Source organism: Pedobacter sp. Leaf176, from assembly GCF_001424305.1.
Taxonomy (GTDB): domain Bacteria; phylum Bacteroidota; class Bacteroidia; order Sphingobacteriales; family Sphingobacteriaceae; genus Pedobacter.
This window is the reverse complement of record NZ_LMPD01000003.1, coordinates 607,677-631,618: the sequence shown is the minus strand read 5'-3', so window position 1 is coordinate 631,618 and position 23,942 is coordinate 607,677. Positions and strand designations below refer to the sequence as shown.

21 protein-coding genes are annotated in these 23,942 nt (G+C 37.0%); 9 read left to right on the top strand and 12 right to left on the bottom strand.

The window, feature by feature from the left end:
- Positions 1–66: 66 nt before the first annotated feature.
- Complete coding sequence (lon, locus tag ASF92_RS11510; protein ID WP_056092667.1) at positions 67–2,538, bottom strand: endopeptidase La; 2,472 nt, start codon at positions 2,536–2,538, stop codon at positions 67–69.
- 328 nt (positions 2,539–2,866) lie between these two features.
- Between lon and ASF92_RS11505 the strand changes: the two genes are divergently transcribed.
- Complete coding sequence (locus ASF92_RS11505; RefSeq protein WP_056092662.1) at positions 2,867–3,490, top strand: tetratricopeptide repeat protein; 624 nt, start codon at positions 2,867–2,869, stop codon at positions 3,488–3,490.
- Positions 3,491–3,557: 67 nt separating this feature from the next.
- Here the strand turns inward: ASF92_RS11505 and ASF92_RS11500 are convergent, their stop codons facing one another.
- Together ASF92_RS11500 and gpmI are read right to left on the bottom strand one after the other, a co-directional pair.
- The gene (locus ASF92_RS11500; RefSeq protein WP_056092656.1) at positions 3,558–4,100 is read right to left on the bottom strand and encodes a hypothetical protein; all 543 of its coding nucleotides are present in this window, start codon (positions 4,098–4,100) and stop codon (positions 3,558–3,560) included.
- On the bottom strand, positions 4,100–5,620 hold the full coding sequence (gene gpmI / locus ASF92_RS11495; protein WP_056092653.1) for a 2,3-bisphosphoglycerate-independent phosphoglycerate mutase: 1,521 nt from the start codon (positions 5,618–5,620) through the stop codon (positions 4,100–4,102). Before gpmI ends, ASF92_RS11500 begins: the two co-directional genes overlap by 1 nt.
- Positions 5,621–5,837: 217 nt before the next feature.
- Here gpmI and ASF92_RS11490 point away from each other — a divergent pair, with 217 nt between their 5' ends.
- From ASF92_RS11490 to ASF92_RS11475, 4 genes are all read left to right on the top strand, one after another.
- Complete coding sequence (locus ASF92_RS11490) at positions 5,838–6,236, top strand: DUF4783 domain-containing protein (protein ID WP_056092648.1); 399 nt, start codon at positions 5,838–5,840, stop codon at positions 6,234–6,236.
- 93 nt (positions 6,237–6,329) lie between these two features.
- Positions 6,330–7,172, top strand: coding sequence for a carboxylating nicotinate-nucleotide diphosphorylase (gene nadC, locus ASF92_RS11485; RefSeq protein WP_056092642.1), 843 nt, complete (start codon positions 6,330–6,332; stop codon positions 7,170–7,172).
- Between the two features lie 51 nt (positions 7,173–7,223).
- Positions 7,224–7,871 (top strand): glycerol-3-phosphate 1-O-acyltransferase PlsY, encoded by a 648-nt coding sequence (plsY, locus tag ASF92_RS11480; protein ID WP_056092639.1) that lies wholly within the window; start codon positions 7,224–7,226, stop codon positions 7,869–7,871.
- A 93-nt stretch (positions 7,872–7,964) separates the two neighbouring features.
- A complete protein-coding gene (locus ASF92_RS11475; protein WP_056092636.1) occupies positions 7,965–8,771 on the top strand; it encodes a M48 family metallopeptidase in 807 nt (268 codons plus the stop codon).
- Between the two features lie 137 nt (positions 8,772–8,908).
- Here ASF92_RS11475 and ASF92_RS11470 read toward each other — a convergent pair whose 3' ends face one another.
- The 4 genes from ASF92_RS11470 to ASF92_RS11455 form a co-directional block, all read right to left on the bottom strand.
- Positions 8,909–10,177 carry an anthranilate synthase component I family protein gene (locus ASF92_RS11470; RefSeq protein WP_056092633.1) on the bottom strand — a complete coding sequence of 423 codons (1,269 nt, stop codon included), beginning with the start codon at positions 10,175–10,177 and terminating at the stop codon, positions 8,909–8,911.
- 126 nt (positions 10,178–10,303) lie between these two features.
- Entirely contained in the window at positions 10,304–11,584 is a 1,281-nt protein-coding gene (locus ASF92_RS11465) for an adenylosuccinate synthase (RefSeq protein ID WP_056092630.1), read from the bottom strand.
- 41 nt (positions 11,585–11,625) lie between these two features.
- Positions 11,626–12,123, bottom strand: a complete 498-nt coding sequence (locus ASF92_RS11460; protein ID WP_056092626.1) for a Fur family transcriptional regulator — start codon at positions 12,121–12,123, stop codon at positions 11,626–11,628.
- Positions 12,124–12,780: 657 nt separating this feature from the next.
- Positions 12,781–14,988, bottom strand: coding sequence for a bifunctional (p)ppGpp synthetase/guanosine-3',5'-bis(diphosphate) 3'-pyrophosphohydrolase (locus ASF92_RS11455; protein WP_056092621.1), 2,208 nt, complete (start codon positions 14,986–14,988; stop codon positions 12,781–12,783).
- A 109-nt stretch (positions 14,989–15,097) separates the two neighbouring features.
- On the opposite strand from ASF92_RS11455, the gene ASF92_RS11450 reads away from it, so the two are divergent.
- The 4 genes from ASF92_RS11450 (at position 15,098) to ASF92_RS11435 (ending at position 19,352) form a co-directional block, all read left to right on the top strand.
- A complete protein-coding gene (locus ASF92_RS11450) occupies positions 15,098–15,712 on the top strand; it encodes a DUF4294 domain-containing protein (protein ID WP_056092618.1) in 615 nt (204 codons plus the stop codon).
- Between the two features lie 9 nt (positions 15,713–15,721).
- Positions 15,722–16,234, top strand: coding sequence for a glutathione peroxidase (locus tag ASF92_RS11445; RefSeq protein WP_056092615.1), 513 nt, complete (start codon positions 15,722–15,724; stop codon positions 16,232–16,234).
- Between the two features lie 4 nt (positions 16,235–16,238).
- The gene (bshB1, locus tag ASF92_RS11440; protein ID WP_056092613.1) at positions 16,239–16,955 is read left to right on the top strand and encodes a bacillithiol biosynthesis deacetylase BshB1; all 717 of its coding nucleotides are present in this window, start codon (positions 16,239–16,241) and stop codon (positions 16,953–16,955) included.
- A 1,311-nt stretch (positions 16,956–18,266) separates the two neighbouring features.
- Positions 18,267–19,352 carry an acyl-CoA dehydrogenase family protein gene (locus ASF92_RS11435; RefSeq protein ID WP_369817095.1) on the top strand — a complete coding sequence of 362 codons (1,086 nt, stop codon included), beginning with the start codon at positions 18,267–18,269 and terminating at the stop codon, positions 19,350–19,352.
- A 31-nt stretch (positions 19,353–19,383) separates the two neighbouring features.
- Here ASF92_RS11435 and ASF92_RS11430 read toward each other — a convergent pair whose 3' ends face one another.
- The 5 genes from ASF92_RS11430 to ASF92_RS11410 form a co-directional block, all read right to left on the bottom strand.
- A complete protein-coding gene (locus tag ASF92_RS11430) occupies positions 19,384–19,785 on the bottom strand; it encodes a hypothetical protein (RefSeq protein WP_056092608.1) in 402 nt (133 codons plus the stop codon).
- A gap of 1 nt (position 19,786) precedes the next feature.
- A complete protein-coding gene (gene lat / locus ASF92_RS11425; protein ID WP_056092604.1) occupies positions 19,787–21,118 on the bottom strand; it encodes an L-lysine 6-transaminase in 1,332 nt (443 codons plus the stop codon).
- 223 nt (positions 21,119–21,341) lie between these two features.
- The gene (locus ASF92_RS11420) at positions 21,342–21,593 is read right to left on the bottom strand and encodes a hypothetical protein (protein ID WP_056092602.1); all 252 of its coding nucleotides are present in this window, start codon (positions 21,591–21,593) and stop codon (positions 21,342–21,344) included.
- Between the two features lie 59 nt (positions 21,594–21,652).
- On the bottom strand, positions 21,653–22,522 hold the full coding sequence (locus ASF92_RS11415) for a 1-aminocyclopropane-1-carboxylate deaminase/D-cysteine desulfhydrase (protein WP_082489543.1): 870 nt from the start codon (positions 22,520–22,522) through the stop codon (positions 21,653–21,655).
- A 349-nt stretch (positions 22,523–22,871) separates the two neighbouring features.
- The gene (locus tag ASF92_RS11410; RefSeq protein WP_056092596.1) at positions 22,872–23,900 is read right to left on the bottom strand and encodes a DUF6588 family protein; all 1,029 of its coding nucleotides are present in this window, start codon (positions 23,898–23,900) and stop codon (positions 22,872–22,874) included.
- Positions 23,901–23,942 lie beyond the last annotated feature (42 nt).

Sequence of the window (23,942 nt, the reverse complement as noted above, 5' to 3'; positions counted from 1 at the left end):
ACTAAAAGTATCTATTGTAAATGGAATTTGTCGATCGAGCACTGAAATAAATCAGAATATTACAAATTAGTTAACAATCGGACTAATTTTAATGCTTAAATCAATCGGTTTTTTAACTTTGTTTTTAAGTAAAGCGAGTTCGATTACTTCACTCATTTCTGTAACGTAATGAAATTGTAAATCCTTAATGTAGCTTTCTTTAATCTCTAAGATGTCTTTTCGATTGCTTTTGCAAAGAATAATTTCTTTTATGTTTGCCCTTTTTGCAGCCAGTATTTTTTCCTTAATTCCACCTACTGGCAAAACTTTTCCGCGCAGCGTAATTTCACCAGTCATTGCCAGATGCTGTTTTACCTTACGTTGAGTAAATGCAGATGTAAGTGCGGTTAACATGGTTACTCCAGCAGAAGGACCATCTTTTGGCGTTGCTCCGGCCGGCACGTGTACGTGAACATCCCAATTATCAAATAGTGTATAATCGATACCAAATTCTGCAGCATGTGCACGTAAATAAGCCAATGCAATTACAGCTGACTCTTTCATTACATCGCCCAGGTTACCAGTCAGGGTTAATTTTCCTTTACCTGGACTTAAACTGGATTCGATAAAAAGAATATCGCCGCCAACACTTGTCCAAGCTAATCCTGTAACGACCCCGGCAACTTCGTTGCCTTCATACAAATCTTTATCGTAAATAGGCGCACCTAAAATGCGTTCGGTATCTTCCTGCGTTAAAGTAATATTGTAGGGCTCTTCCATCGCGATTTTTGTTGCGACTCCGCGAACGAGCGAACCAATTTTTTTCTCTAAACCACGAACGCCACTTTCACGGGTATAATCTTCAATTACTTTTTCAATCAGGACAGGTTTCAGAATGATATCTTTCAATTTTAACCCGTGATTTTCTTTTTGTTTTGGCAATAGAAACTTTTTGGCGATTTCAATTTTTTCTTCAATTGTATAACCGTTAACTTCAATGATTTCCATACGATCTAATAATGCGGGTTGTATGGTACTTAAAGAATTCGCGGTGGCTATAAACAGGATATTTGATAAATCGTAATCCATTTCCACATAATGATCATAGAAAGCGTTGTTTTGTTCTGGATCAAGTACTTCCAGTAAAGCAGACGATGGATCGCCACGATGATCGGTTCCAACTTTATCGATTTCATCCAGGACAAAAACAGGATTGTCTGCACCGGCTTTTTTTATTGATGAAATTATACGGCCCGGCATAGCGCCGATGTATGTTTTGCGGTGACCTCTGATTTCAGCTTCATCACGTATACCACCTAAAGCCATCCGTACATACTTACGGCCTAAAGCTTTGGCAATAGATTTTCCCAAAGATGTTTTACCTACACCCGGAGGGCCTACTAAACATAAAATTGGCGCTTTCATATTGCGTTTAAGCTTCAGCACTGCCAGATATTCAATTATACGCTGTTTAACTTTTTCGAGACCGAAATGGTCCTTATCTAAAATACGTTGTGCTCTTTTAAGGTCAAAATTATCTTTTGTAAATTCACTCCAAGGTAAATCCAAGAGCAATTCCAGATAATTAAGCTGAACTGAATAATCTGGTGCGGCCGGATTCATTCTGCCTAATTTATCAAGTTCTTTATCGAAATGGGCATAAACCTCCTTCGACCATTTTTTCTTTTTAGCGCGCTCCTGAAGTGCATCGAATTCTAAATCTGCTGAATTTCCACCTAGTTCTTCCTGAATGGTTTTCAACTGTTGATTTAAAAAATAATCCCGTTGCTGCTTATCTAAATCAGTACGAACTTTAGATTGAATCTGATTTCTCAATTCGAGCATTTGCAATTCGACCATTAAAAGCTCCATCACTTTCTGAGCCCTTTCAAGCAAATTATCCATTTCAAGAATTCTTTGCTTATCGGCCATCTCAGCATTCATATTTGACGATATGAAATTTATTAAAAACGAATTGCTTTCAATGTTTTTTAAGGCGATGCTCGCTTCGCTCGGTATATTGGGTGAAAGTTGAATAATCTGAGCAGACATTTCACGAATCGATGCAATTAGTGTTTTAAATTCCTTATCAACTTTCGTTTTTTGTTCCTCAAACTTTTTGATAGACGCGGTGATGTAAGGCTCATTTTGCACCTCCGCCAAAAGTCGGAAACGCTGCTTACCCTGGATGATGACGGTCGTGTTTCCATCAGGCATTTGCAATAATTTAATAATGTTTGCAACTGTTCCGACGGAATTCAACTGTTCAAAAGTTGGATCTTCTATGGATACATCTTTTTGGGAAACAACCCCGATTATCTTGTTCCCTTTATAGGCCTCCTTAATCAATTTAATTGATTTATCTCTTCCAACGGTAATGGGAATTACAACACCTGGAAATAAAACAGTATTACGCAGTGGTAGAATTGCTAAGATTTCAGGAGTATCCTCATTATTCATTTCATCCTCATCCTGTTGGGACATTAAAGGAAAAAATTCCGTGTCCTCGTTAATTATAGGCATGGCGTTATTAAAATCAAATATATCTTTTTTACTCATTATAATGCTATGAAACGACAAACTGGCAGTTTTATCGCAGGTAATTTGTGTGTTTTTTAATGCATGTATTAAATTCAACTCTTGTGCCAAAGATGCTTTAAGTTGAAGTTATATCCAAATAAGCGATGCACTATGATAAAAAGGCAGTATAATATTAATTGTGCGCCAAATATCATATATTGGAACTTTGCACGTTAATGATGTTGTAAAATAAATTGGGCGCACGTAAAAAAAATAAAGCCTTTTATTTCTGAGATTTGAATTATATTGCGTAAATATTTCATTCGTTTATCCAATGAAATTTTAATTGTTAACTTATAAATAGTACATGAACTATATTAAACAAACCATTTTAGGTTTAATCATTTTTTCTTCCACTAATAGTTTTGCTCAAAATAGTAACGACAAAAAAGTTATGGATGCAATGCTTAAAGGAGATTACAGAACGGCGGTTTCACAGTTGGAAAAAGCCGATGCAAAAACTCCGGATAATACAAAAATCTTACAAATGTTAGGCTATTCTTATTTCCAGAATGGGGAATTTGAAAAATGCATAGGAACCTATAGTCGTTTAATTGTTTTGAAACCAAGCGAGGTTTCGGCCTATTATTACAGGGGAAAGGCACGGTTAAATATTGCAAATGATCCAAAAGAATCTTTAAATACTATGCGTGAGAATTTTTATACTGCGGCTATAAAGGATTTCACAAAAGCGAGTGAACTTAGTGGAGATGAGGACACTCAAATGTTCCAGAACAGAGGGTTAGCTTATAAGGACTACGCTATTTTCAAATCTTATAAAGCCAAAAAAGCAGTAGATAAGACTACTTGTGTCGCTTTGTTTAATAACTCCATAGCGGATTTCCAAAAAATACTTACCCTTCAGCCATTGCGAAAAGATATTATGGACTGGATAACCTACAATAAAGCTCAGATAGCCAGTTTGAAATGAATTCAACCGGTTCCCAAAACAATGTCTAAGAAAAAGACTTTATAGAATGAAAGGCCTGAAATTATTTTCAGGCCTTTTTTTGTTTAAACCTACCTGTAACCCCATAGGTTTTTGCTTTCATCAATTTGATTTTCTGATGCTTTTTAATTTGATATAAACTGTCAGGATAGTATAGCAAAGTATCTCCGGAACTGTATAAAATGTTTTTATTTGATATAATTATCTCCAGTTTATTAACTTTCGAATGGTATCTATAAACTAAGACTTTTTTAACAGGAATCCGTTTATTGTTTGAAGTATAGCTTTCTGTATTTTCAGTTTTTTGAATTTCAAAACTGCCTTTCCACGAAGCTTTATTGATGTCGGCATTTGAAAAAATAGCAAGCTCCTTTTCCCAATTGGGAATATGTATCGCGCTCTGTTCAGTTGTGCCGTTAACTGAAACTTCTTTAACAACCTCAGGATTTACTTTCTTCAGCCTCGCAACTTCTTGTTTAAAGAAGCCATCGACATCAAAGTACAACAAACCAGTACTGGCTTTGAATTCTTCCCGCTGATTACAGCCAAAAAAGCATAATGTAAATAGAAAAAGAATTAATTTTTTATTCATTACACCAAAATGTTTCCCGTCATCTCCTCAGGAATTTCTACGTTTAGAATTTTTAGTACCGTTGGTGCGATATCACCAAGTTTCCCATCTGCTATGCTTTTATATTCGTCATCAATTAAAATACAGGGCACCAGATTTGTTGTATGGGCTGTATTTGGAGATCCGTCGCCATTAACCATAAATTCTGAATTGCCGTGGTCTGCCAGCAATATAAAAGAGTAACCGTTTTCGAGGCCTTTTTTAACGACAATTTCAGCACATTTATCAGCGGTTTCCACTGCTTTTACGACAGCTGAAAAAACGCCTGTATGGCCGACCATATCTGGGTTTGCAAAATTTAAGCAGATGAAGTCGGGCCAGCCGGTTTCCATTTCCTGTGTAATGGCCTCGGTTATTCCTGCAGCACTCATCTCGGGTTGTAAGTCATATGTCGCAACTTTTGGTGAAGGAACTAATATTCGTTTTTCATTGGCAAATTCAGTTTCACGTCCACCCGAAAAGAAGAAAGTTACATGAGGGTATTTTTCAGTTTCTGCAATTCTGATTTGATTTTTACCGCTTCCTGCTAAAACTTCTCCAATAGTATGCGATAAATCATCTTTAGTGAAAATTACATTTACGCCTTTAAAACTTTCATCATATGTTGTCATTGTAACGTAGTACAAAGGCAATTTCTGCATTTGTTGTTCAGGAAAATCCTTTTGAGTTAAGGCCGTTGTAATCTCCCGGCCTCTGTCCGTACGAAAATTAAAACAAATAACAACATCATCTTTTTGAATTATTGCTACGGGTTCACCATTACTCTGAATTAAAACAACCGGTTTGATAAATTCGTCGGTGATACCATCATCATAAGATTTTTTAATTGTCGCTAAAGCATCCATTGTTTTTTCACCGACTGCGTTAACCATGACATCATATGCCTGTTTAACACGCTCCCACCGGTTATCTCTATCCATTGCGTAGTAACGGCCCACCATTGAGGCTAATTTGACATTGCTGCCCTGAATGTGATTTTGTAAATCAGTTATAAATCCTAAACCAGAATTCGGATCGGTGTCGCGACCGTCTAAAAAAGCATGAATGAATGTATTAGGGACTTGAGCTTCATTTGCAGCATCACATAGCGCTTTTAAATGTTCTATGTGTGCATGTACACCTCCATTAGAAACTAAGCCGATAAAATGAACTGCCTTATTATTTTTCTTAGCATAATCAAAAGCGCTAACCAGAGTAGGATCGCTATGTAAGGCTCTGTCCTGAATGGATTTATTTATTCTCCCTAACTCCTGATAAACAACACGTCCCGCACCCAAATTCATGTGCCCTACTTCTGAATTACCCATTTGTCCTGCAGGCAGTCCAACGGCTTCTCCCGATGCCTCTAGCTTTGAATTTGGATATTTCACTAATAAAGAATCAAAAAAAGGTGTATTGGCAGCATATGCGGCATCAGAATTATCGTGTTTTCCATAACCCCAACCGTCAAGAATTATTAGTGCAAGTTTTTTATTTTTCATTTAAATTGTATTTTATTTAATCAATGGCATTAGGGTGAACATTTATCACCTGACAAAAATTTAAACAACTCTAAAACATTTTCATTGCATGTATGTTTGTTAAAGACGTTTTATGAAGCAAATATAAGTTTATTGACGCTTATGCAAATTAAGAAATCCTTTTTTTGATATGCTAATGGCATAATTTTAGCTATACGGACCATTATATACTACAGAAATGATCCGAAGCTTATTTTTACTCATTATAGCAATTGCACCAATATGTCGTTCTGTGAGCTGGCAGGCGGATATTATCGACGATTTATCCTCCTATTTTAAGTCCGGAAATTCAAAAGAAATTGCCAAGAATTTTGCGCCAACCATTGAACTAATTATAATTGATGAGGAAGATGTATATTCTAAAGCACAGGGGGAGCAAATCTTAAAAGATTTTTTTAGCAAACATAGCCCTGTTAAAACAAGTATTTTTCATAGAATAAATAACAGTCAGAATTATAGATTTGGTGTAATCCTGGTAAGCACTTCTAAAGAAACTTTCAGGGTTTCTATCACTATGAAAAAATTTAATACCTCATTTTTAATTACTGAACTCCGAATAGAGCCTGCAAAGGATTAATGTGGCAACTTCAATCTAAATCTTTTTAATTCTACAAAACAGGTGAGGATAGCCTGATAAATATTTCTATTTTTGGGGACTAATTCCTAAACTTTGGATAAGCAACTTATATCACAATTTATAAAAAACGCAATCGCCGAAGATGTTGGCGATGGCGATCACACGTCACTCGCAACTATTCCCCAGGGAACTGAAGGCAAAGCGAAATTATTGATTAAAGAAGACGGTATTTTAGCGGGTGTTGAGCTGGCTGTAGAAATATTTAACGAAGTTGACTCCTCATTGGCAGTAGATGTTCTGATTGGCGATGGATCTGAAGTGAAGGTAGGCTCCATTGCTTTAACGGTTTCAGGAAGTACGCATGCTATACTAATAGCAGAACGTTTAGTTTTAAATTGTATGCAGCGAATGAGCGGTATAGCAACCAAAACCCATCGGATTGTTAATTTACTGAATAGTACCAAAACAAAATTATTAGATACCCGCAAAACAACACCCGGCATGCGTTATTTGGAAAAATGGGCGGTGAGAATAGGTGGGGGCGTAAACCATAGGACTGGTCTATACGATATGGTTTTGATTAAGGATAACCATGTGGACTATGCTGGCGGTATAAGTAATGCCTTGAATGCTGCAAGAAAATATCTGACTGATCATAACAAACTGCTTCAAATTGAAATTGAGGTACGAGATTTAGTTGAATTAGATCAAGTAATCGAAGCCGGAGGTGCTGATAGAATTATGCTTGATAATTTTAGTTTTCAGGATTTAAGAACTGCAGTTGATCTGATTAATGGACGTTTTATAACCGAAGCATCAGGCGGGATAACAGAAGAGAACGTTGTACAATACGCGTCTTGTGGTGTAGATTTTATTTCAATGGGGGCGCTTACGCATTCTGTAAAAAGCCTTGATATGAGTTTAAAAGCATTTTAAACTGTGGACTCCTATATAAAGAAAAGCTTATTTTTTGTATCATTGTAGGCTATGGTTACGGTTTATTCTCTCACAGCCTTATTATTTGCTTACCTCTTTGGTTCAATTCCCACAGCAGTATGGCTAGGACAGGCTTTTTATGGGGTAGATGTTAGAGAATATGGAAGTGGGAATGCTGGTGCTACTAATACTTTTCGTGTTTTAGGCAAAAAGGCAGGTATAGCCGTCATGATTATCGATATTGCCAAGGGTTACACCGCAACCAACCTGGCCTACCTCATTGGTATGTCGGTAACAGGTCCCCAAAATTCTGCACAATTTGTTAACTACCAACTCGCATTAGGTGTTACTGCTGTTATTGGACATTTATTTCCGGTTTTTGCTGGCTTTAGAGGAGGCAAAGGTGTTGCAACTCTTTTTGGAATGATTTTAGCAGTTCACTTCGAGGCATCAATGCTATGCGTTCTTATTTTTGTTTTTGTATTACTTGTAACGAACTATGTATCCCTTAGTTCGATATGTGCAGGATTTACGTTTCCACTGAGTATTGTGTTTCTTTTTCAGGTATCTATAAAATCTGAAGTCTTGTATGGCATGGTAGTCTGCATCCTGATTTTAGTAACGCATCAGAAGAATCTTGAACGATTGCTTAAAGGTAAGGAGTCGAAGGTATACCTCTTTAAGAAGAAAGCGAGCTAATTAAACAAAACGTCGTTTTAAAACTTATTGGTACTATTTCTGTTATATGGAAGATTGCCAACAAGGGGCTTAAAATCATTAACTAAAAAATTTATGAAAAAATTATTTTTAACCGCAGGTATTGCTGGTATTTTACTATTTAATTCATGCTCTACTGTTCCGTTAACCGGCCGTAGCAGGTTAGATCTGGTTAGTAACGATCAGGTTTTACCAATGGCTTTTCAGGCTTACGGTGAATTTTTAAATGAAAATAAGGCTACTGTTTTGCCCGCATCGAGTGCACAAGCACTAAAAGTGAAAACAATTGGCAGCAGATTGATAACAGCTGTGCAAAACTATATGAATAGCAACAACTATGGCAACCTTATCAAGGATTACAAATGGGAAGTAAATGTTGTACAAAATAATGAGAAAAATGCTTGGTGCATGCCTGGTGGGAAAATTGTAGTATATACAGGTATTTTGCCAGTAACACAAGACGATGCCGGTTTAGCAACTGTTATGGGGCATGAAATTGCGCATGCAATTGCTGGTCATTCTGCAGAAAGAATGTCGCAACAAATGGCTGCACAAGGCTTAGGTGCCGCGGCAGGGGTAGCGTTATCTAAAAATCCACAGGCGCAGTCCATTTTCAATGCGGGATATGGTATTGGTGGACAGGTTGCAATGCTTAAGTTTAGTCGTAATCAAGAATTGGAAGCTGACAGATTGGGATTGATTTTTATGGCTATGGCCGGATATAATCCACAGAGCGCTACAAGTTTTTGGAACAGAATGGCATCTGCTTCCCAAAGCGGCCAAAAACCACCAGAATTTTTAAGTACCCATCCAAGTGATGCAACACGTATTGCACAGATTCAAAAATATTTACCCGAAGCGCAGCAGTATTACAAAAAATAAAGTTAAAAGTTGTGAGTTAAGAAGGCGGAAAGTTTTGCATGATGCAGGAAATTCCGCCTTTTTATTTTTGAATAGGATCTAACTGCTACAATAAGGTTCTCGTTATACTGGTCCCACTAATTATTAGTTATCAGTGACTAGTGAACAATGTTATCCCCTAAAACCTTTAATATAGCACTCGCTTTAAGTAAGCATTCATTATATTCTGCTTCAGCATCACTTTGAAAAGTAATTGCACCTCCAACCTGAAAGGACAGATATTTATTTGAAGCATTGTAAAGAATACTTCTTATAACCACATTGAAATCAAAATCTCCGTTGGGATTGATACAGCCGAAGGAACCGGAATAAATACCTCTTTTAGTATTTTCATATCTCTCGATTAATTCCATCGCCTTAACCTTCGGGGCACCAGTCATAGATCCCATTGGGAAAGCATTTTTTATTGCATCGATAAAATGGATATTAGGGTCTAGTTTGCAACTTATTGTCGAAATCATCTGATGAACCTGAGGAAAAGAATAAATTCCAAATAACTCATCCACTTTAACCGATCCTTTTACGGCAGACTTTGTCAGGTCATGCCTCACTAAATCAACAACCATTACATTTTCCGCCTGTTCTTTCGCATCATTTTTTAACCGGGTTTTGATTCGTTCATCTTCTTCAAAATCAGAACTTCTTCTTGCAGTTCCCTTTATAGGTTGAGAGATAAGTTTAGAACCGCGTTTACATAAGAAGCGTTCTGGTGTTGCCGATAAGATATATTGGTTATCAACTTTGAAATAGCCTGCAAACGGGGTGGGGGAAACCTGGTTTAATAATTCAAAGGTGTGAACGGGATTTATCGCTGCGTTTTCAGAAAAAAATTCCTGGCAAAAATTCACTTCATAAATATCACCCCGGACGATATGATCTTTCAGGATATTTACACTTTTAATATACTCTTCTTTTGAGAATCTACTTTTAATGGTTAAATCATTCCAAACTTTCTGCTCAGAAATGACAAGGTCATTAATTTGGTGCAGGATGGACTCGTCACCTAAAATTACGTTTACTTTATTGTTTTTACTCGCAATGAAATACTCTGGAACAAAGAAATAAAGTTCAGGAAAGTGGAGGTAATCCGGGTTGTTGGATTTTAAATCTTCAACTTCACTTTTTAAATCATAACTAAAAAAACCGAATAGCCATTTTTTATGGTCTTCATAAAATCTTTTAAGCGATTCAAAAGCATTTCCTCCTGATGAATTTAATTCCGCTTTGCATCCGAAAGCTATAATAAAATCGAATTCGGAATAATCGTCTTTATAGTTATTAGAATCTAAAAAGCAGCACACGTTAAATTGATTTGCAAAGTGCAGTGCTTTTTGCTTAAAATCGGATGAATTTAATTGATTTTCCAAGAGGTAACAAAGGTAAATTTATTATTACTGCAAACAAAAAAGCAACCCGATTGGATTGCTTCTCATATGTTATAGTATTGCATCAACTTAAAAGATCTCTTCCCTACGGTATAGATAATGGAGATATTAAAGTAATTCTAAAGTTTGTGCTCTATCAGGACCTACAGAAAGAAACTTAATGGGCACCTGAAGCTCTTTTTCTAAAAATGCGATATAATCGTTTAACTTAGCCGGAATTTCATCAATTGATGTTATTTTAGTTACATCGGTAGCCCAGCCATCAATAGCCTTCAGTATTGGTTTAGGTTCGATTGAAATAATGTCATAAGGCATATAGTCGATTGTTTCGCCATTATATTCGTAGTGTGTACAAGCATAAATGGTATCGAAAGTATCTAAAACGTCAGCTTTCATCATAATTAAATCAGTTACACCGTTTAACATGATGGCATATTTTAATGCAGGCAAATCGATCCAGCCGCAACGGCGTGCACGACCTGTAGTTGCACCAAATTCATGACCTAAAGCACGCAAATTTTCACCAACTTCATTATCTAATTCGGTAGGAAACGGGCCTCCGCCAACGCGTGTGCAATAAGCTTTAAAGATGCCGTAAACAGCGCCAACCTTATTAGGGGCGATACCCAAACCTGTGCAAGCTCCGGCAGTTGTAGTGTTGCTGGATGTTACGAAAGGGTAAGAGCCAAAATCGACATCCAATAACGTTCCTTGTGCACCTTCGGCTAAAACAGCTTTGCCTTCTTTTAAATAACCGTTGACAAAATGTTCGCTGTCTACGTGTGGAATGGTTTTTAAAAATTCGATTGCTTCGAAGAAAGATGCTTCTTTTTCTGCTAATTCGTATTCAAAACCTTCATAATGAGAAAGGATTTCAGTGTGTTTTTCCACTAGTTTTTGGTAACGCTCCTTAAAATCAGGTAGAGTGGTATCGCCAACACGTAAACCATTACGTCCGGTTTTATCCATATAGGTAGGTCCGATTCCTTTTAGTGTAGAACCGATTTTATTTTTACCCATTCTTGCCTCGTTAGCGGCATCCAATAATTGGTGAGTTGGTAAAATTAAATGTGCTTTACGTGCGATTACTAATTTGCCTTCAGCAACAGGATCATGACCTGCTTTTTTCAAATTATCTAACTCTCTTTTTAAGATAATTGGGTCGATAACAACACCATTACCGATAAGGTTCATGGTTTTTTCGTTAAAAATTCCTGACGGAATGGTATTTAAAACGAATTTTTTGCCATCGAATTCTAATGTATGTCCGGCATTTGGGCCACCCTGAAAACGGGCAATAAGGTCATATTTCGGACTAAGAACATCAACGATTTTTCCCTTTCCTTCATCGCCCCATTGCAGGCCGAGAAGTACATCTACTTGCGTCATTATTTAAAAAATTAAGCTTGGTTTTATTTTTTTGTATTGATTTAATTTGCTACAACTTTCGCTGCAGAAGCAGCATTCTCGCTAACTTTTCTGGCCATGCTGCAATCAGAGCAGAAGCCATAAAGATTTAATGAATGGTGTTTAACATCGAATTTTAATAAGTCGCCAACCATGGTTTGAATTTGATGGATACGAGGATCGCAGAATTCTACTACTTTTCCACATTCAATGCAAATAACATGATCATGCTGGCGATAGCCATAAGACTTTTCGAACTGAGCCATGTTTTTACCAAACTGATGCTTAGTAACCAAATCGCAGGAAACCAAAAGTTCTAAAGTATTGTAAACCGTAGCACGACTTACACGATATTTTTGGTTTTTCATGTGGATGTAGAGGGTTTCAACATCAAAATGGTCGTTTCGGGAATAAATTTCTTCCAGTATTGCGAAACGTTCCGGTGTTTTACGTAGATTTTTGTTCTCTAAATAAGCCTCAAAAATCTTGCGAACCAGCTCATTTGTTTTTTGTTCAGACATAGTTTTTAAACTCCTCTCAAAGGTATATAAATTGTTTGATTGTTCAACTGTAAGATTGTTGAAATGTTGTAATAAGTCGGAAGTCAGTAAGAGCGAGGTACGAAGTTCAAACTTCACTAGTATGTAACGTTCAGCGGTTTGGGAAGGTTGGGGGGTTGAGATATTGCTTGAACAGCTTATATTCTACTACTCCTGTACAGTCATTTAACTTGATACCATGTGTTACATACCAATAAACACCCAAAGCTTCAATGCCCTCACTTAACATTTGGATTGTCCAGATTTTCGTCTGGCAGTTTCACCAAACTGATGACCGTTTACAATCTCATTCTTTATTCCACCCAACCTGTTTTTTAAATCAATAACGTACCTTCAGGTTTCATACTTCCTGGCCTTCCAATATAAACTAATTCGATTCGCTAACGCTTTAACGCGTATACGATATAAATTCCATGTTGATTGGTTGGTGCATTGCATACCTGGCTTAAAGCATCGGTGGCTTGAAAGAAGAAATGGTCGCTGTTTTTATATTTTGTCAATTCATCGAACATAGTATTCGCTTTAGTTTGGTGTCCACTTATCAATTTGATTTAACACTTACTGCTATTCGATCCCGCAGTCTGGCTTTCAACATCGGACTCCGGACTTCCAGACTAATTATGCATCAAATCTAGTCACTCCGGTCACTCCTTTAACCTGTAATAAATTTTTGATTAAATTTTCTAAATGTTCCGTGTCATTAACAAAAATCATTATCGAACCGTCAAAAATTCCTTCATTTGTGTCAACTGTAATCGAGCGCATGTTAACTTTAAAATCATTGGAAATAACTTTGGTGATGTTGTTAATTAAACCAACATCATCAATTCCTACAATTCTCAAACCGGTTAAGAAGGTTAATTCCTGCTGTTTATTCCATTTTGCTTTCACAATTCTGTAGCCATAATTTGCCATTAATTGTGCTGCATTAGGGCAATTTGTTCTATGTATTTTAATGCCTTCACTAACGGTAACAAAACCAAAAACATCATCTCCCGGAATCGGGTTGCAACATGCCGCCAGGGTATAATCTATCTTTTGCAAGTCTTCGCCGATGAGCAAAATGTCATTCTCGGAACCCTTCATTTTAGTTTTAACCATGTCTACCGTTAGGTTTTCAGGGCGTTCGGGGCTGCGATTTTCTATTTCCTTTTCACTGGATAAATATTCCTTAATGTCTTTAAGTTCTATCTTCCCCAGTGCTACATTTACAAATAATTCCTGTGTAGATGGTAATTTAAAGAAATAACTGATTTTTTGAATGTTATCTGTGTTATAAGTGATTTTTAACGACTTCAACTTACGTTCTAAAATCTCTTTTCCAGCTTCAGCAATTTTTCTTTTTTCTTCTTTTAGTGAAGATTTTATTTTGGATTTGGCTTTTGCGGTGACAACGACGTTCAGCCAATCTTCTTTAGGTGTTTGCTTGCTCGACGTAATAATTTCTACCTGGTCACCATTTTGTAACTTATAAGATATGGGAACCAGTTTGTGGTTTACTTTTGCACCAATGCAGGTTGCACCAACATCGGTATGAATTTCAAATGCAAAGTCGAGCGCTGTTGCGCCTAATGGCAACTGAATTAAAGCACCTTTAGGCGTAAAAATGAAAATCTCGTCGGAGAATAAGTTCATTTTAAAGTCATCCAGAAAGTCTAAAGCATTCGCTTCCGGATTATTCAGCATTTCGCGAACCTTCTGAATCCATTGATCCAAGCCATTATCATTACTGGATTCCTTATATTTCCAATGAGCGGCGAACCCTTTTTCAGCGATTTCATTCATCCTTTGTGTACGAATCTGAACTTCTACCCATTGTCCGCGTGGACCCATTACTGTTGTATGAAGCGATTCATAACCGTTACCTTTCGGGGACGACACCCAGTCTCTCAAGCGGTCGGGATTTGGGCGATATAAGTCGGTTACTATTGAATACGCTTTCCAGCAGTCGGCTTTTTCGTTTTCGTAAGCACTATCTAAAATAATTCTGATGGCAAAAAGATCATACACCTCTTCGAAAGGAATATTTTTCTTTTTCATTTTATTCCATATGGAATGGATTGACTTAGGTCTGCCATAAACATCGGCTACCAAACCTTGTTCATGTATAATTTCATCAATTGGCTCGACGAACTTTTTTATAAACATGTTGCGTTCCGCCTTTTTCTCATTTAGTTTTTTCGCTATGAACTTGTATGTTTCGGGTTCAAGATATTTCATTGAAAGATCTTCAAGCTCCGATTTTATAGCATATAATCCTAAACGATGGGCCAAGGGTGCATATAAATATATTGTCTCGGATGCAATTTTTAATTGTTTATGCCGGGGCATAAAATCCATCGTCCTCATATTGTGCAACCTATCCGCTAACTTTATTAAAATTACCCTGACATCGTCTGCAAGGGTGAGCAACATTTTTCGGAAATTCTCGGCCTGTAATGAGCTATTTGTATCAAATACCCCTGATATTTTTGTTAAACCATCAATAATTTTGGCTGTTTTCTTGCCAAATTCACGTTCAATGTCTTCCAGCGTTATGTCGGTATCTTCAACTACATCGTGCAGTAGAGCACATACAATTGATGTTGTTCCCAGGCCGATTTCTTCTGCTGCAATTTGAGCGACTGCAATCGGATGGTATATATACGGTTCTCCGGATTTACGGCGCATGTCTTTATGGCTTTCCAGCGCCATATCAAATGCCTTTCTTATCTCTTTTTTATCTCCCTTTTGTAAAGTAGATTTACTTGCACGGAGGAGTGCCCTATATCGTTTTAATATTTCCTGCTTCTCTGCTTCTAAATCGATCACTAACTCTGTTTTCATTTGTATTTTTTGCGTAAAAATTGCGTCTTATTATGGAATAAAACTTATATTAGTTTTGTAAAACTTCTAATATATGAAATAACACCTAACTTTGTTGAACTATAAATTTATGAAATTAAAAGGGCTAATCATTCTGTTTATTGTCATGATTTTTGGTGTTTCACTGAAAGCCCAGGAGAATAACACACCTGTTTTTCCAAAATTAGGGAAAACGGACACCATTCGAGTTGCTTCAACAAATGATAATGGCATTATGATTCCATGGATGCAGCTTAATGATGTTTCTATATTTGCTGCTAGAATATGGAAATCTCCACAGGAACAAGCTGCTTATAACAGATTACGTTACAATGTTTTAAAAGTAATGCCTTATGCATTATTTGCTAAAAGAAGGTATGAACAACTGGAAAGGGATTTGTTAACAGCTCCTGAAAAAAAAGACCAGAAAAGCCTTGTTAAACAGTGTGATAAAGAAATTAAAGATATGTTTAATCGCGAGATTAAAGATTTAACGATAACCCAGGGTCAGATATTAACTAAACTTATTGACAGGGAGGTTGGACGGACAACCTATGACATTGTAAAACAAACAAAAGGTGGCTTTGCTGCTTTCTCTTATCAAATTGTCGCCCGTGTGGTTGGCCATAATTTAAAAAGTACTTATGATAAGAACGAGGACAGGGATATTGAATCAATTATCCGCTCCTCTGGATTCTATCAATAACGGTTAACAATGAAGGAAACGGTTCCTAATATCTATTCATTTAAGGTGAAGAGAATTACAGGCGAAGATCAACTTTTGTCTGCTTACAGAAATAAAGTTATTCTGATTGTTAATACCGCGTCGGAATGTGGTTTTACACCCCAGCTTAGTGAATTACAACAATTAAAGGATGAAATTAACCATCCTGATTTTGAAATATTAGGCTTCCCCACGAATGATTTTGGCAAACAAGAACCCCTCAATGGAAATGATATCAGTTCCTTCTGCGAAATCAATCATGGCGTTAAGTTTCCTGTTTTCGATAAAATTTTGGTTCGTGGTGCGCATGCCCATCCACTCTATCAATTTCTAAGCGATAAGAAACTCAATACAAAATTAAGTTCATTGCCAAGGTGGAACTTCCATAAATACCTCATCAACCGGAAAGGCGAAGTAGAGGATTACTTTTTTCCTTTCACAAAGCCATTAAATTCAAAAATTAAGAAAAAGGTTCAACGCTTGCTTGAACAAAACACCAAGTAATTTAATGAAATTAGATATTTTAGTTATAGCCGTACATCCAGATGATGCGGAGCTATGTTGTTCAGGCACAATTTTGAAACACATCGCATTGGGGAAAAGGGTTGGAATTGTGGATTTAACCAGAGGTGAGTTAGGTACAAGAGGGACAGCAGAAACCCGCGATGAAGAAGCAGCAGATTCAGCAAAAATTTTAGGATTGCACGCTCGTGAAAACCTCAGATTTAGAGATGGTTTTTTTCAAAATGATGAGCAACATCGCTTAGAAGTTATTAAAGTTATCAGAAAATACAAACCGGAAATCATTTTAAGTAATGCATTGGAAGATCGTCATCCCGATCACGGCAGGGCAGGAGATCTGGTCTACGATTCGGTTTTCTTATCTGGCTTACCAAAAATTGAAACAGCGGTAAATGGACAAAAACAAGAGGCTCACCGGCCAAGATTATTGTTGCAGTTTATTCAGGACAGGTACCTAAGGCCGGATGTTATAGTTGATATCACCGATCACATGGATGTGAAGATTAATTCTATTAAAGCATATAAAACTCAATTTTACAATCCCGATGTTGAAGGATTAACAACCTATATTTCTTCTCCGGAATTTTTTGAAACTGTAATTGGTCGTGCAAGAGAGTTTGGTAAAAGTATTGGTGCTACATTTGGTGAGGGTTTTACTTCAAGAAAGTTGTTAGGCGTTGATAATTTGTTTGATTTGAGGTAATAGTATTTACCACCTTAGATACCTAAGAAAACCTGAGGTAGCGTTATTTTATATTACTTTGATGCTCTTAGTTGCCTAAGGTGTTGAAAAACCGAGCGCTTCCACAACATGCATATATTCTTTACCACCTCAGATAACCTAAGAAAACCTGAGTTAGCGTTATTTTATATTNTGCCTAAGGTGTTGAAAAACCGAGCGCTTCCACAACATGCATATATTCTTTACCACCTCAGATAACCTAAGAAAACCTGAGTTAGCGTTATTTTATATTACTTTGATGCTCTTAGTTGCCTAAGGTGTTGAAAAACCGAGCGCTTCCACAACATGCATATATTCTTTACCACCTCAGACACCTTAGAAAACCTGAGTTAGCGTTATTTTATATTACTTTGATGCTCTTAGGTGCCTAAGGTGTTGAAAAACCGAGCGCTTCCACAACATGCATATATTCTTTACCACCTCAGACACCTTAGAAACCCTGAGTTAGCGTTATTTTATATTACTTTGATGCTCTTAGTTGCCTAAGGTGTTGAAAAACCGAGCGCTTCCATAACATGCATATATACTTTACCACCGCAGACACCTTAGAAACCTGAATTAGCGTATTTTATATTTACTTTGATGTTCTTAGGTGCCTAAGGTGTTGAAAAACCGAGCGCTTCCACAACATGCATATATTCTTTACCACCTCAGATAACCTAAGAAAACCTGAGTTAGCGTTATTTTATATTNTGCCTAAGGTGTTGAAAAACCGAGCGCTTCCACAACATGCATATATTCTTTACCACCTCAGATAACCTAAGAAAACCTGAGTTAGCGTTATTTTATATTTACTTTGATGCTCTTAGGTGCCTAAGGTGTTGAAAAACCGAGCGCTTCCACAACATGCATATATACTTTACCACCGCAGACACCTTAGAAACCTGAGTTAGCGTATTTTATATTTACTTTGATGTTCTTAGGTGCCTAAGGTGATGAGATACCGGCGTTAACAACAAAATCGACAGTTCTTTGTTAACCTTCAAACAAATCATAATGGCGAATATATTCTCATCTCTAAAAAATGCTTACCATCTTTTTAAGCATATAGATTTTGATAAGCTTGGAGCTTTATCTAAGAAAATTGATCTTCCAAAAATGGTCGAAACCATTTCAAACCTGGATGATAAACAACTGTCTGGGATGATGAAGATGATGGGCGGTTCGGGAAAGAAAAGGGAACTTCCGCCTGTTGAAGGCGATTTTTACCATCTTGGAGATGAGGCGTTAAAAGATGAGGACCGGGAACTGCAACTCAAAGTAAGGGCTTTTTTGGAAAAAGAGGTTAAGCCTATTGTAAATGAATATTGGAATAGAGCGGAGTTTCCTTTTGAAATTATTCCGAAGCTGGCCGAATTAAACATCTGCGGTCTAACATATAAAGGCTACGGATGCCCGGGAAAATCCAATTTGATGGAAGGTATCTTAGCGATGGAGATGGCCAGAATAGATACTTCAATCTCCACATTTTTTGGTGTGCAAAGTGGGTTAGCAATGGGTTCGATTTACCTTTGCGGCTCAGAAGAACAAAAGCAGCAATGGTTGCCGTTAATGCAGCAGTTTAAAATAATCGGTGCTTTCGGTTTAACTGAACCTGAAGTGGGTTCGGCTGCAGCCGGAGGTTTAACCACAACTTGTAAGCGGCAAGGCGATAAATGGATTTTGAACGGGCAGAAGAAGTGGATTGGCAATGCAACGTTTGCAGATATTCTGATTATCTGGGCCAGAGATGAAGATGATGGAGAGGTTAAGGGCTTTATTGTTAATAAGGATAATCCTGGTTTTGCGGTTGAGAAAATGAAGGATAAAATGGCGCTTCGGATTGTTCAAAATGGCCTAATCACTTTAACGAATTGTGAAGTTGAGGAGGTCGACAGACTACAAAATGCAAATTCGTTTAAGGATACTGCAAAAGTACTACAAATGACCAGAGCAGGCGTTGCCTGGCAGGCTGTTGGCTGTGCAAGAGGTGCTTACGAAAATGCTTTAGAATATACCAGAACCAGGAAACAGTTTGGGAAACCCATCGCTTCTTTTCAGTTAATCCAAAACCATCTGGTCGAAATGCTGTCAAACTTGACAGCCATGCAAACTTTATGTTTCAGGCTGTCTCAGTTACAGGATCAAGGATTACTTAAAGATGAACATGCATCATTAGCCAAAGTCTTTTGTTCGCTCAGAACCAGGGATGTCGTAAGCAGAGCAAGAGAGGTTATGGGCGGGAATGGTATTTTACTTGAATACAATGTTGCCCGGTTTGTTGCGGACGCGGAAGCAATATATTCTTATGAAGGAACAAAAGAGATAAACACGTTGATAGTAGGGCGGGCCATCACAGGATTTTCGGCTTTTGTTTAGATTTACTACGTACGATTCCAACTTCGTAAGTTTAAAAAGGGTGTTTGTTAAATGCTACCTGGCTCATGGCACTCTTTTCAAAGAACGCAACGCAGGAGTTGTTGAACGACGGATCGAAGTTTATATCTCCAGGTTGGAGACTTTGCGGCACTTTAACACCTTCCAAAAAATAGTAAACTTTTGTATTCCCGTATTTGGTATGTGGCATTAAATTACCATAGTCCTTAAGCTCCTGCCAAATTGTATCTTTTATGGTAACAACATATATCCGCTGAACAGGGCCAGTATTGTTGGCATTACGATATTTCAGTACTTCTTTAAAACCAGCTTTCATATCTTCAACTCCAGGCTGGCTCAGCGTATCTTTAACCATATAAAAAACCAACAGTAATACTGCAATAGAAATGGTATAGGCGAGAAATTTCTTATTCATATTACAATAAAGGCAATATTCTTTCCATAACCGTCAAGCCTTCGTCAATATGTTTTTGTTCGATACAAAGCGCCGGACGGAAACGGATTGTGTTAGTGCCGCAACCTAAAAACATGACGTTGTTTTCCAAACCCTTAGCAATAAAATTATTACGGATGTCTTTGGTTGGGAAATCAAACGAGCAAAGTAAGCCTCTTCCCCGGACGTTAGATATCGTATCAAATTTCTTTGCAAACTGTTCCAGGTTCTGTTTGAGATAACTACCGACTTTAGTGGCATTTTCGCAAAGTTTATCTTCATCTACAATTTGTAAAATCTGTGTGGAACGAACCATATCAACCAGATTTCCACCCCAGGTGGAATTAATTCTACTTGGAACTTTAAAAACGTTTGTTTCAATTTCTTCAACCTTATTTCCAACTAAAATGCCACAAACCTGCATCTTTTTTCCAAATGCAACGATATCTGGTCTGGCTTTTTCGTTAAAATGCTGATGGCACCAGAATTTGCCGGTTAAGCCGACACCTGTTTGTACTTCGTCATAAATTAAGAAGGCGTCATTTTCGTCGGCAATTTCCCTAAGTTGAATAAGAAACTCTTCTCTAAAATGATTATCACCACCTTCTGATTGAATGGGTTCAATAATGATTGCACATATGTCATCTCTAAAATCAGTAAATGCTTGTTTAATCTGGGCAATTGAAACATCTTCAGTAAGAATTGCTTTATCTAAATTGTCAGCCTCCAGGGGAAATTTAACTTCAGGTGTACTTACCCTCGGCCAATCAAACTTTGCATACCATTTCGTTTTATCAGGCAAAGTGTTGGTTAGACTTAAAGTATAACCTGTTCTCCCATGAAAAGCTTTTTCGAAATGTAGAACTTTAAATCCTTTTTCTTCCTTATAACCTTTAGCAAAGTTCTTTTGCACTTTCCAATCCATGGCAACTTTAATTGCATTTTCTACGGCCAATGCACCACCAGCGATGAAAAAAGCATGAGGCAAATAATCAGGAATTCCCACCCTGGAAAAAGTTGCTACAAATTGGGCATATTGCTGGGTGTAAACGTCGGAGTTTGACGGATTAGCCATAGCGGCCATTAGTAGGTTTTTTTTGAAGTTTTCATCATTAACCATTTTAGGATGGTTATAACCTAAAGGAACAGATGCAAAACAAGTGAAAAAATCGAGCAATGTCCTGTTATATTTAGAGTCATATATATAGGCTCCATAACTTCTCTCCATGTCATAAGTCAAATCGAACCCATCGGCTAGAATGTGCTTGTCCAAAGATTCCTTAACCTGATCGGATGGTATTGTAAGTTGGTACATAAAAGTAGTATTGGTACAATTCAAATTTACAAAAATGCACCTGAATAGCAATTTTAAGCACTTTTTGAACTCCGGTTCAAAAAACAGCTTTAAACAGTTTAAAGTATGATTTTGATAAGAAACGAGTTTTATAACTACAGATGTGGAAAACTTTATTTATGATGAATGGAAATTAAATAACCCTTTTTCGTCGAAATAGCTTTTTATTGGAGGATTGATAAAGTTAATTTTTATCGTACCATTTTGGAACAGGAATGTAATTATCCTCCCAATTAATCTGGTTGTCTTCGCCTCGATAACCAGCAGAAATATAGTCTATTTTGGATATTTCTTCAGAAATCTCATTTTTAAATTTATAAGCATCAACAGACAAGTGATGATATAACTTTTCCTGCTCAACTTTGTTTTCAGCAAGTAAAATCAAAGCTTTTTCGCCAGATTTTAGCGTGATTATCAATGTTCCGTTTACCTTCATAAAGCTTAGGACTTTTTAATTATACATTTCAAATCCGCTAATGTTTTTAAATTAAGCTTTTAAAATTTGTCTTTCATCCCAAAAAGGCCTAGTAAGCCCCCTGTATGAATTGCAAGTATTTTTTCATGCGATTCAATCACATTGTTCTTCTGTAAGTCAGTTATGGCATAAAACAATTTAGCGGTATAAACGGGGTCAACCAAAATTCCTGTCTTACGCACAAAATTTTTAATAAACTCTATGAGTTCGGGAGTTGTTTTTGCATAACCACCAAAATGGTAATCAGTATGTAATGAGAGATTTGGCGAATCGGATGTGTATTTCAGAATTTCATCTTTGATGAAGAAGCCATTTTTCAAAACCGGAACCACATGCAATTTAGTGCTTAATTTATGTTTTTTAATGCCCTCCAATAATCCTGCGGCAGTTGTTCCAGTACCTGCAGCACAGAAAATGTGATCGTAGCTTTCTGAGAGCTCGTCAATTATTTCGGCACAGCCAATTGTTGCTTCTTCTGACGCACCTCCTTCGTCAATAAAAAACGCTTCTGAGTCTTTCTGAAAGTGTTTGTTATATAGTGTTAACTTATCTTTATAACTTTCTCTATCGGCGAAAATTAAATGCATTCCGAAAAGTGAGCAAAGTAGGAGGATTTCGTTTTTCACCTCTTCTCCACGTATAAATGCTGTGGATTTCAATCCGGTTCTTGATGCCGCCGCGGCCGTAGCAACTAAATGGTTCGAGAATGCACCACCAAATGTAACAAGATGAGTTTTTTGTCCTTCTTCGGCTTTTTTTAAGACGTATTTAAGCTTACGCCATTTATTACCTGAAATGTAAGCGTCTATCAAATCATCCCGTTTAGCATATAATTTGTCGAACGGGAATAATTCTACTTTATCAACTGGACTGTATATTTTTTTAAACACCTGTAAAAATAAAAAACACCTGTTATTATACAGGTGTTTTTGATAGAATTACTTAAAGTATATCTTTCTTACTAAATAAGGAAAGAAATTAAGTACGATTTTTACATTTTGAGTAAAATTTTTCATAGACCAATTGTTAGATAAACATACATCGCAAATAGCAAGCCAATATTGACAATATGGTTATGTCTTCATAAAAATTAACTTAAACTTAATGTTACAGGTTAAGCATTATCTTCATACATTAAACACGATACTGATAGCTCAAATGGTAATGGTTTATTTTTAGGTAAGTTGATAGATTTTATTAAACAGTTGCTGTTATATCCAAAACAGTACTTATTAAAAACTATTGACCAATCCCAAAGCCAATTCCTGCGTTAAACAGGTTGTACTTTGCTGCAGTATATGAGCCGTAAAGTTTGAAAAAACCAAATTTCAATTGAAAACCTAAAGTTCCCCTGATGCCATCAATATCCTTCTGTTTAACGGCTATCGGATCTGTATAAGAAATGGAATTGCCGTTTCCTGTATCGAAAGAATAGGTGCCCAGGGCTTTTAAATTAGTAGTTGATGTTTGATAACCAACGCTTGCAAATGGTGTAAAAAACAATATTTTTTTTGAAATGATGGCATCAAAGTTTACACCGTTAAACCTGGCATCGATTCGTTGATCAGCGTTACTGTTGTTGTTAATGTTTAGTGGTAATGTATATTTATATTGTGTAAATCCACCTGCTAATGCAATGTCAATGGGAACTAATTTGTCTGATTTTCCCATAAAAAGAGGCAATAGTTCAATCTTAGCACCCACACCGATCATAGATAAGCTTCCCAAATCATCACTGAGTTTTATTTTAGGCATCGCCCTTACAGAAATGTCGATATTCTTAGGTAAGCCTATTGTAGCCTGAACTTGAGCAGCCGGAACAATATGAAAACCTACTCCTTGTGGTAAATTAAAGAATGTTGTTGTTGGTAAGCCATTGCTGCTGTATAGCTGCATCCGGCCACCTTCCTGATCGTTTCCAAAAGCTGTAGGACCAATTGACGATGCGCCTACAGCTGGTCGGATGTTGGCTAAGCCCAAAGTGTTAACATCATACGTTCGCGCAGATTGCGGAACCAGTGCGCCGGAAACAGAAAACCTGACTTCAAATTTTAAAAATCCTTTTGATTTAGCCGTGTTGCTCCAGCCGTCGGATAGTCCTACGCCCAAACCTTTATACAATGGGTCGAAGTAAGCATTTACTAATTTTGTTGCATCAGCCGGGCCGGATTTAAATAAATCTCCGACGTTTTCCTGTGCGCTAATCCTCTGAATTGTACAGCTTAATAACAAAAACAGATATAAAGTTTTAAAGTAAATCTTATTCATAAGTTGAAGTTTAGTAGTGTAGTGTTCATTTCAAATGTAAAC

Coding starts and splice junctions, on each gene's coding strand:
- lon (WP_056092667.1), bottom strand. CDS start 2,538: ATGAGTAAAAAAGATATATTTGATTTTAATAACGCCATGCCTATAATT.
- ASF92_RS11505 (WP_056092662.1), top strand. CDS start 2,867: ATGAACTATATTAAACAAACCATTTTAGGTTTAATCATTTTTTCTTCC.
- ASF92_RS11500 (WP_056092656.1), bottom strand. CDS start 4,100: ATGAATAAAAAATTAATTCTTTTTCTATTTACATTATGCTTTTTTGGC.
- gpmI (WP_056092653.1), bottom strand. CDS start 5,620: ATGAAAAATAAAAAACTTGCACTAATAATTCTTGACGGTTGGGGTTAT.
- ASF92_RS11490 (WP_056092648.1), top strand. CDS start 5,838: ATGATCCGAAGCTTATTTTTACTCATTATAGCAATTGCACCAATATGT.
- plsY (WP_056092639.1), top strand. CDS start 7,224: ATGGTTACGGTTTATTCTCTCACAGCCTTATTATTTGCTTACCTCTTT.
- ASF92_RS11475 (WP_056092636.1), top strand. CDS start 7,965: ATGAAAAAATTATTTTTAACCGCAGGTATTGCTGGTATTTTACTATTT.
- ASF92_RS11465 (WP_056092630.1), bottom strand. CDS start 11,584: ATGACGCAAGTAGATGTACTTCTCGGCCTGCAATGGGGCGATGAAGGA.
- ASF92_RS11460 (WP_056092626.1), bottom strand. CDS start 12,123: ATGTCTGAACAAAAAACAAATGAGCTGGTTCGCAAGATTTTTGAGGCT.
- ASF92_RS11455 (WP_056092621.1), bottom strand. CDS start 14,988: ATGAAAACAGAGTTAGTGATCGATTTAGAAGCAGAGAAGCAGGAAATA.
- ASF92_RS11450 (WP_056092618.1), top strand. CDS start 15,098: ATGAAATTAAAAGGGCTAATCATTCTGTTTATTGTCATGATTTTTGGT.
- ASF92_RS11445 (WP_056092615.1), top strand. CDS start 15,722: ATGAAGGAAACGGTTCCTAATATCTATTCATTTAAGGTGAAGAGAATT.
- bshB1 (WP_056092613.1), top strand. CDS start 16,239: ATGAAATTAGATATTTTAGTTATAGCCGTACATCCAGATGATGCGGAG.
- ASF92_RS11430 (WP_056092608.1), bottom strand. CDS start 19,785: ATGAATAAGAAATTTCTCGCCTATACCATTTCTATTGCAGTATTACTG.
- lat (WP_056092604.1), bottom strand. CDS start 21,118: ATGTACCAACTTACAATACCATCCGATCAGGTTAAGGAATCTTTGGAC.
- ASF92_RS11420 (WP_056092602.1), bottom strand. CDS start 21,593: ATGAAGGTAAACGGAACATTGATAATCACGCTAAAATCTGGCGAAAAA.
- ASF92_RS11410 (WP_056092596.1), bottom strand. CDS start 23,900: ATGAATAAGATTTACTTTAAAACTTTATATCTGTTTTTGTTATTAAGC.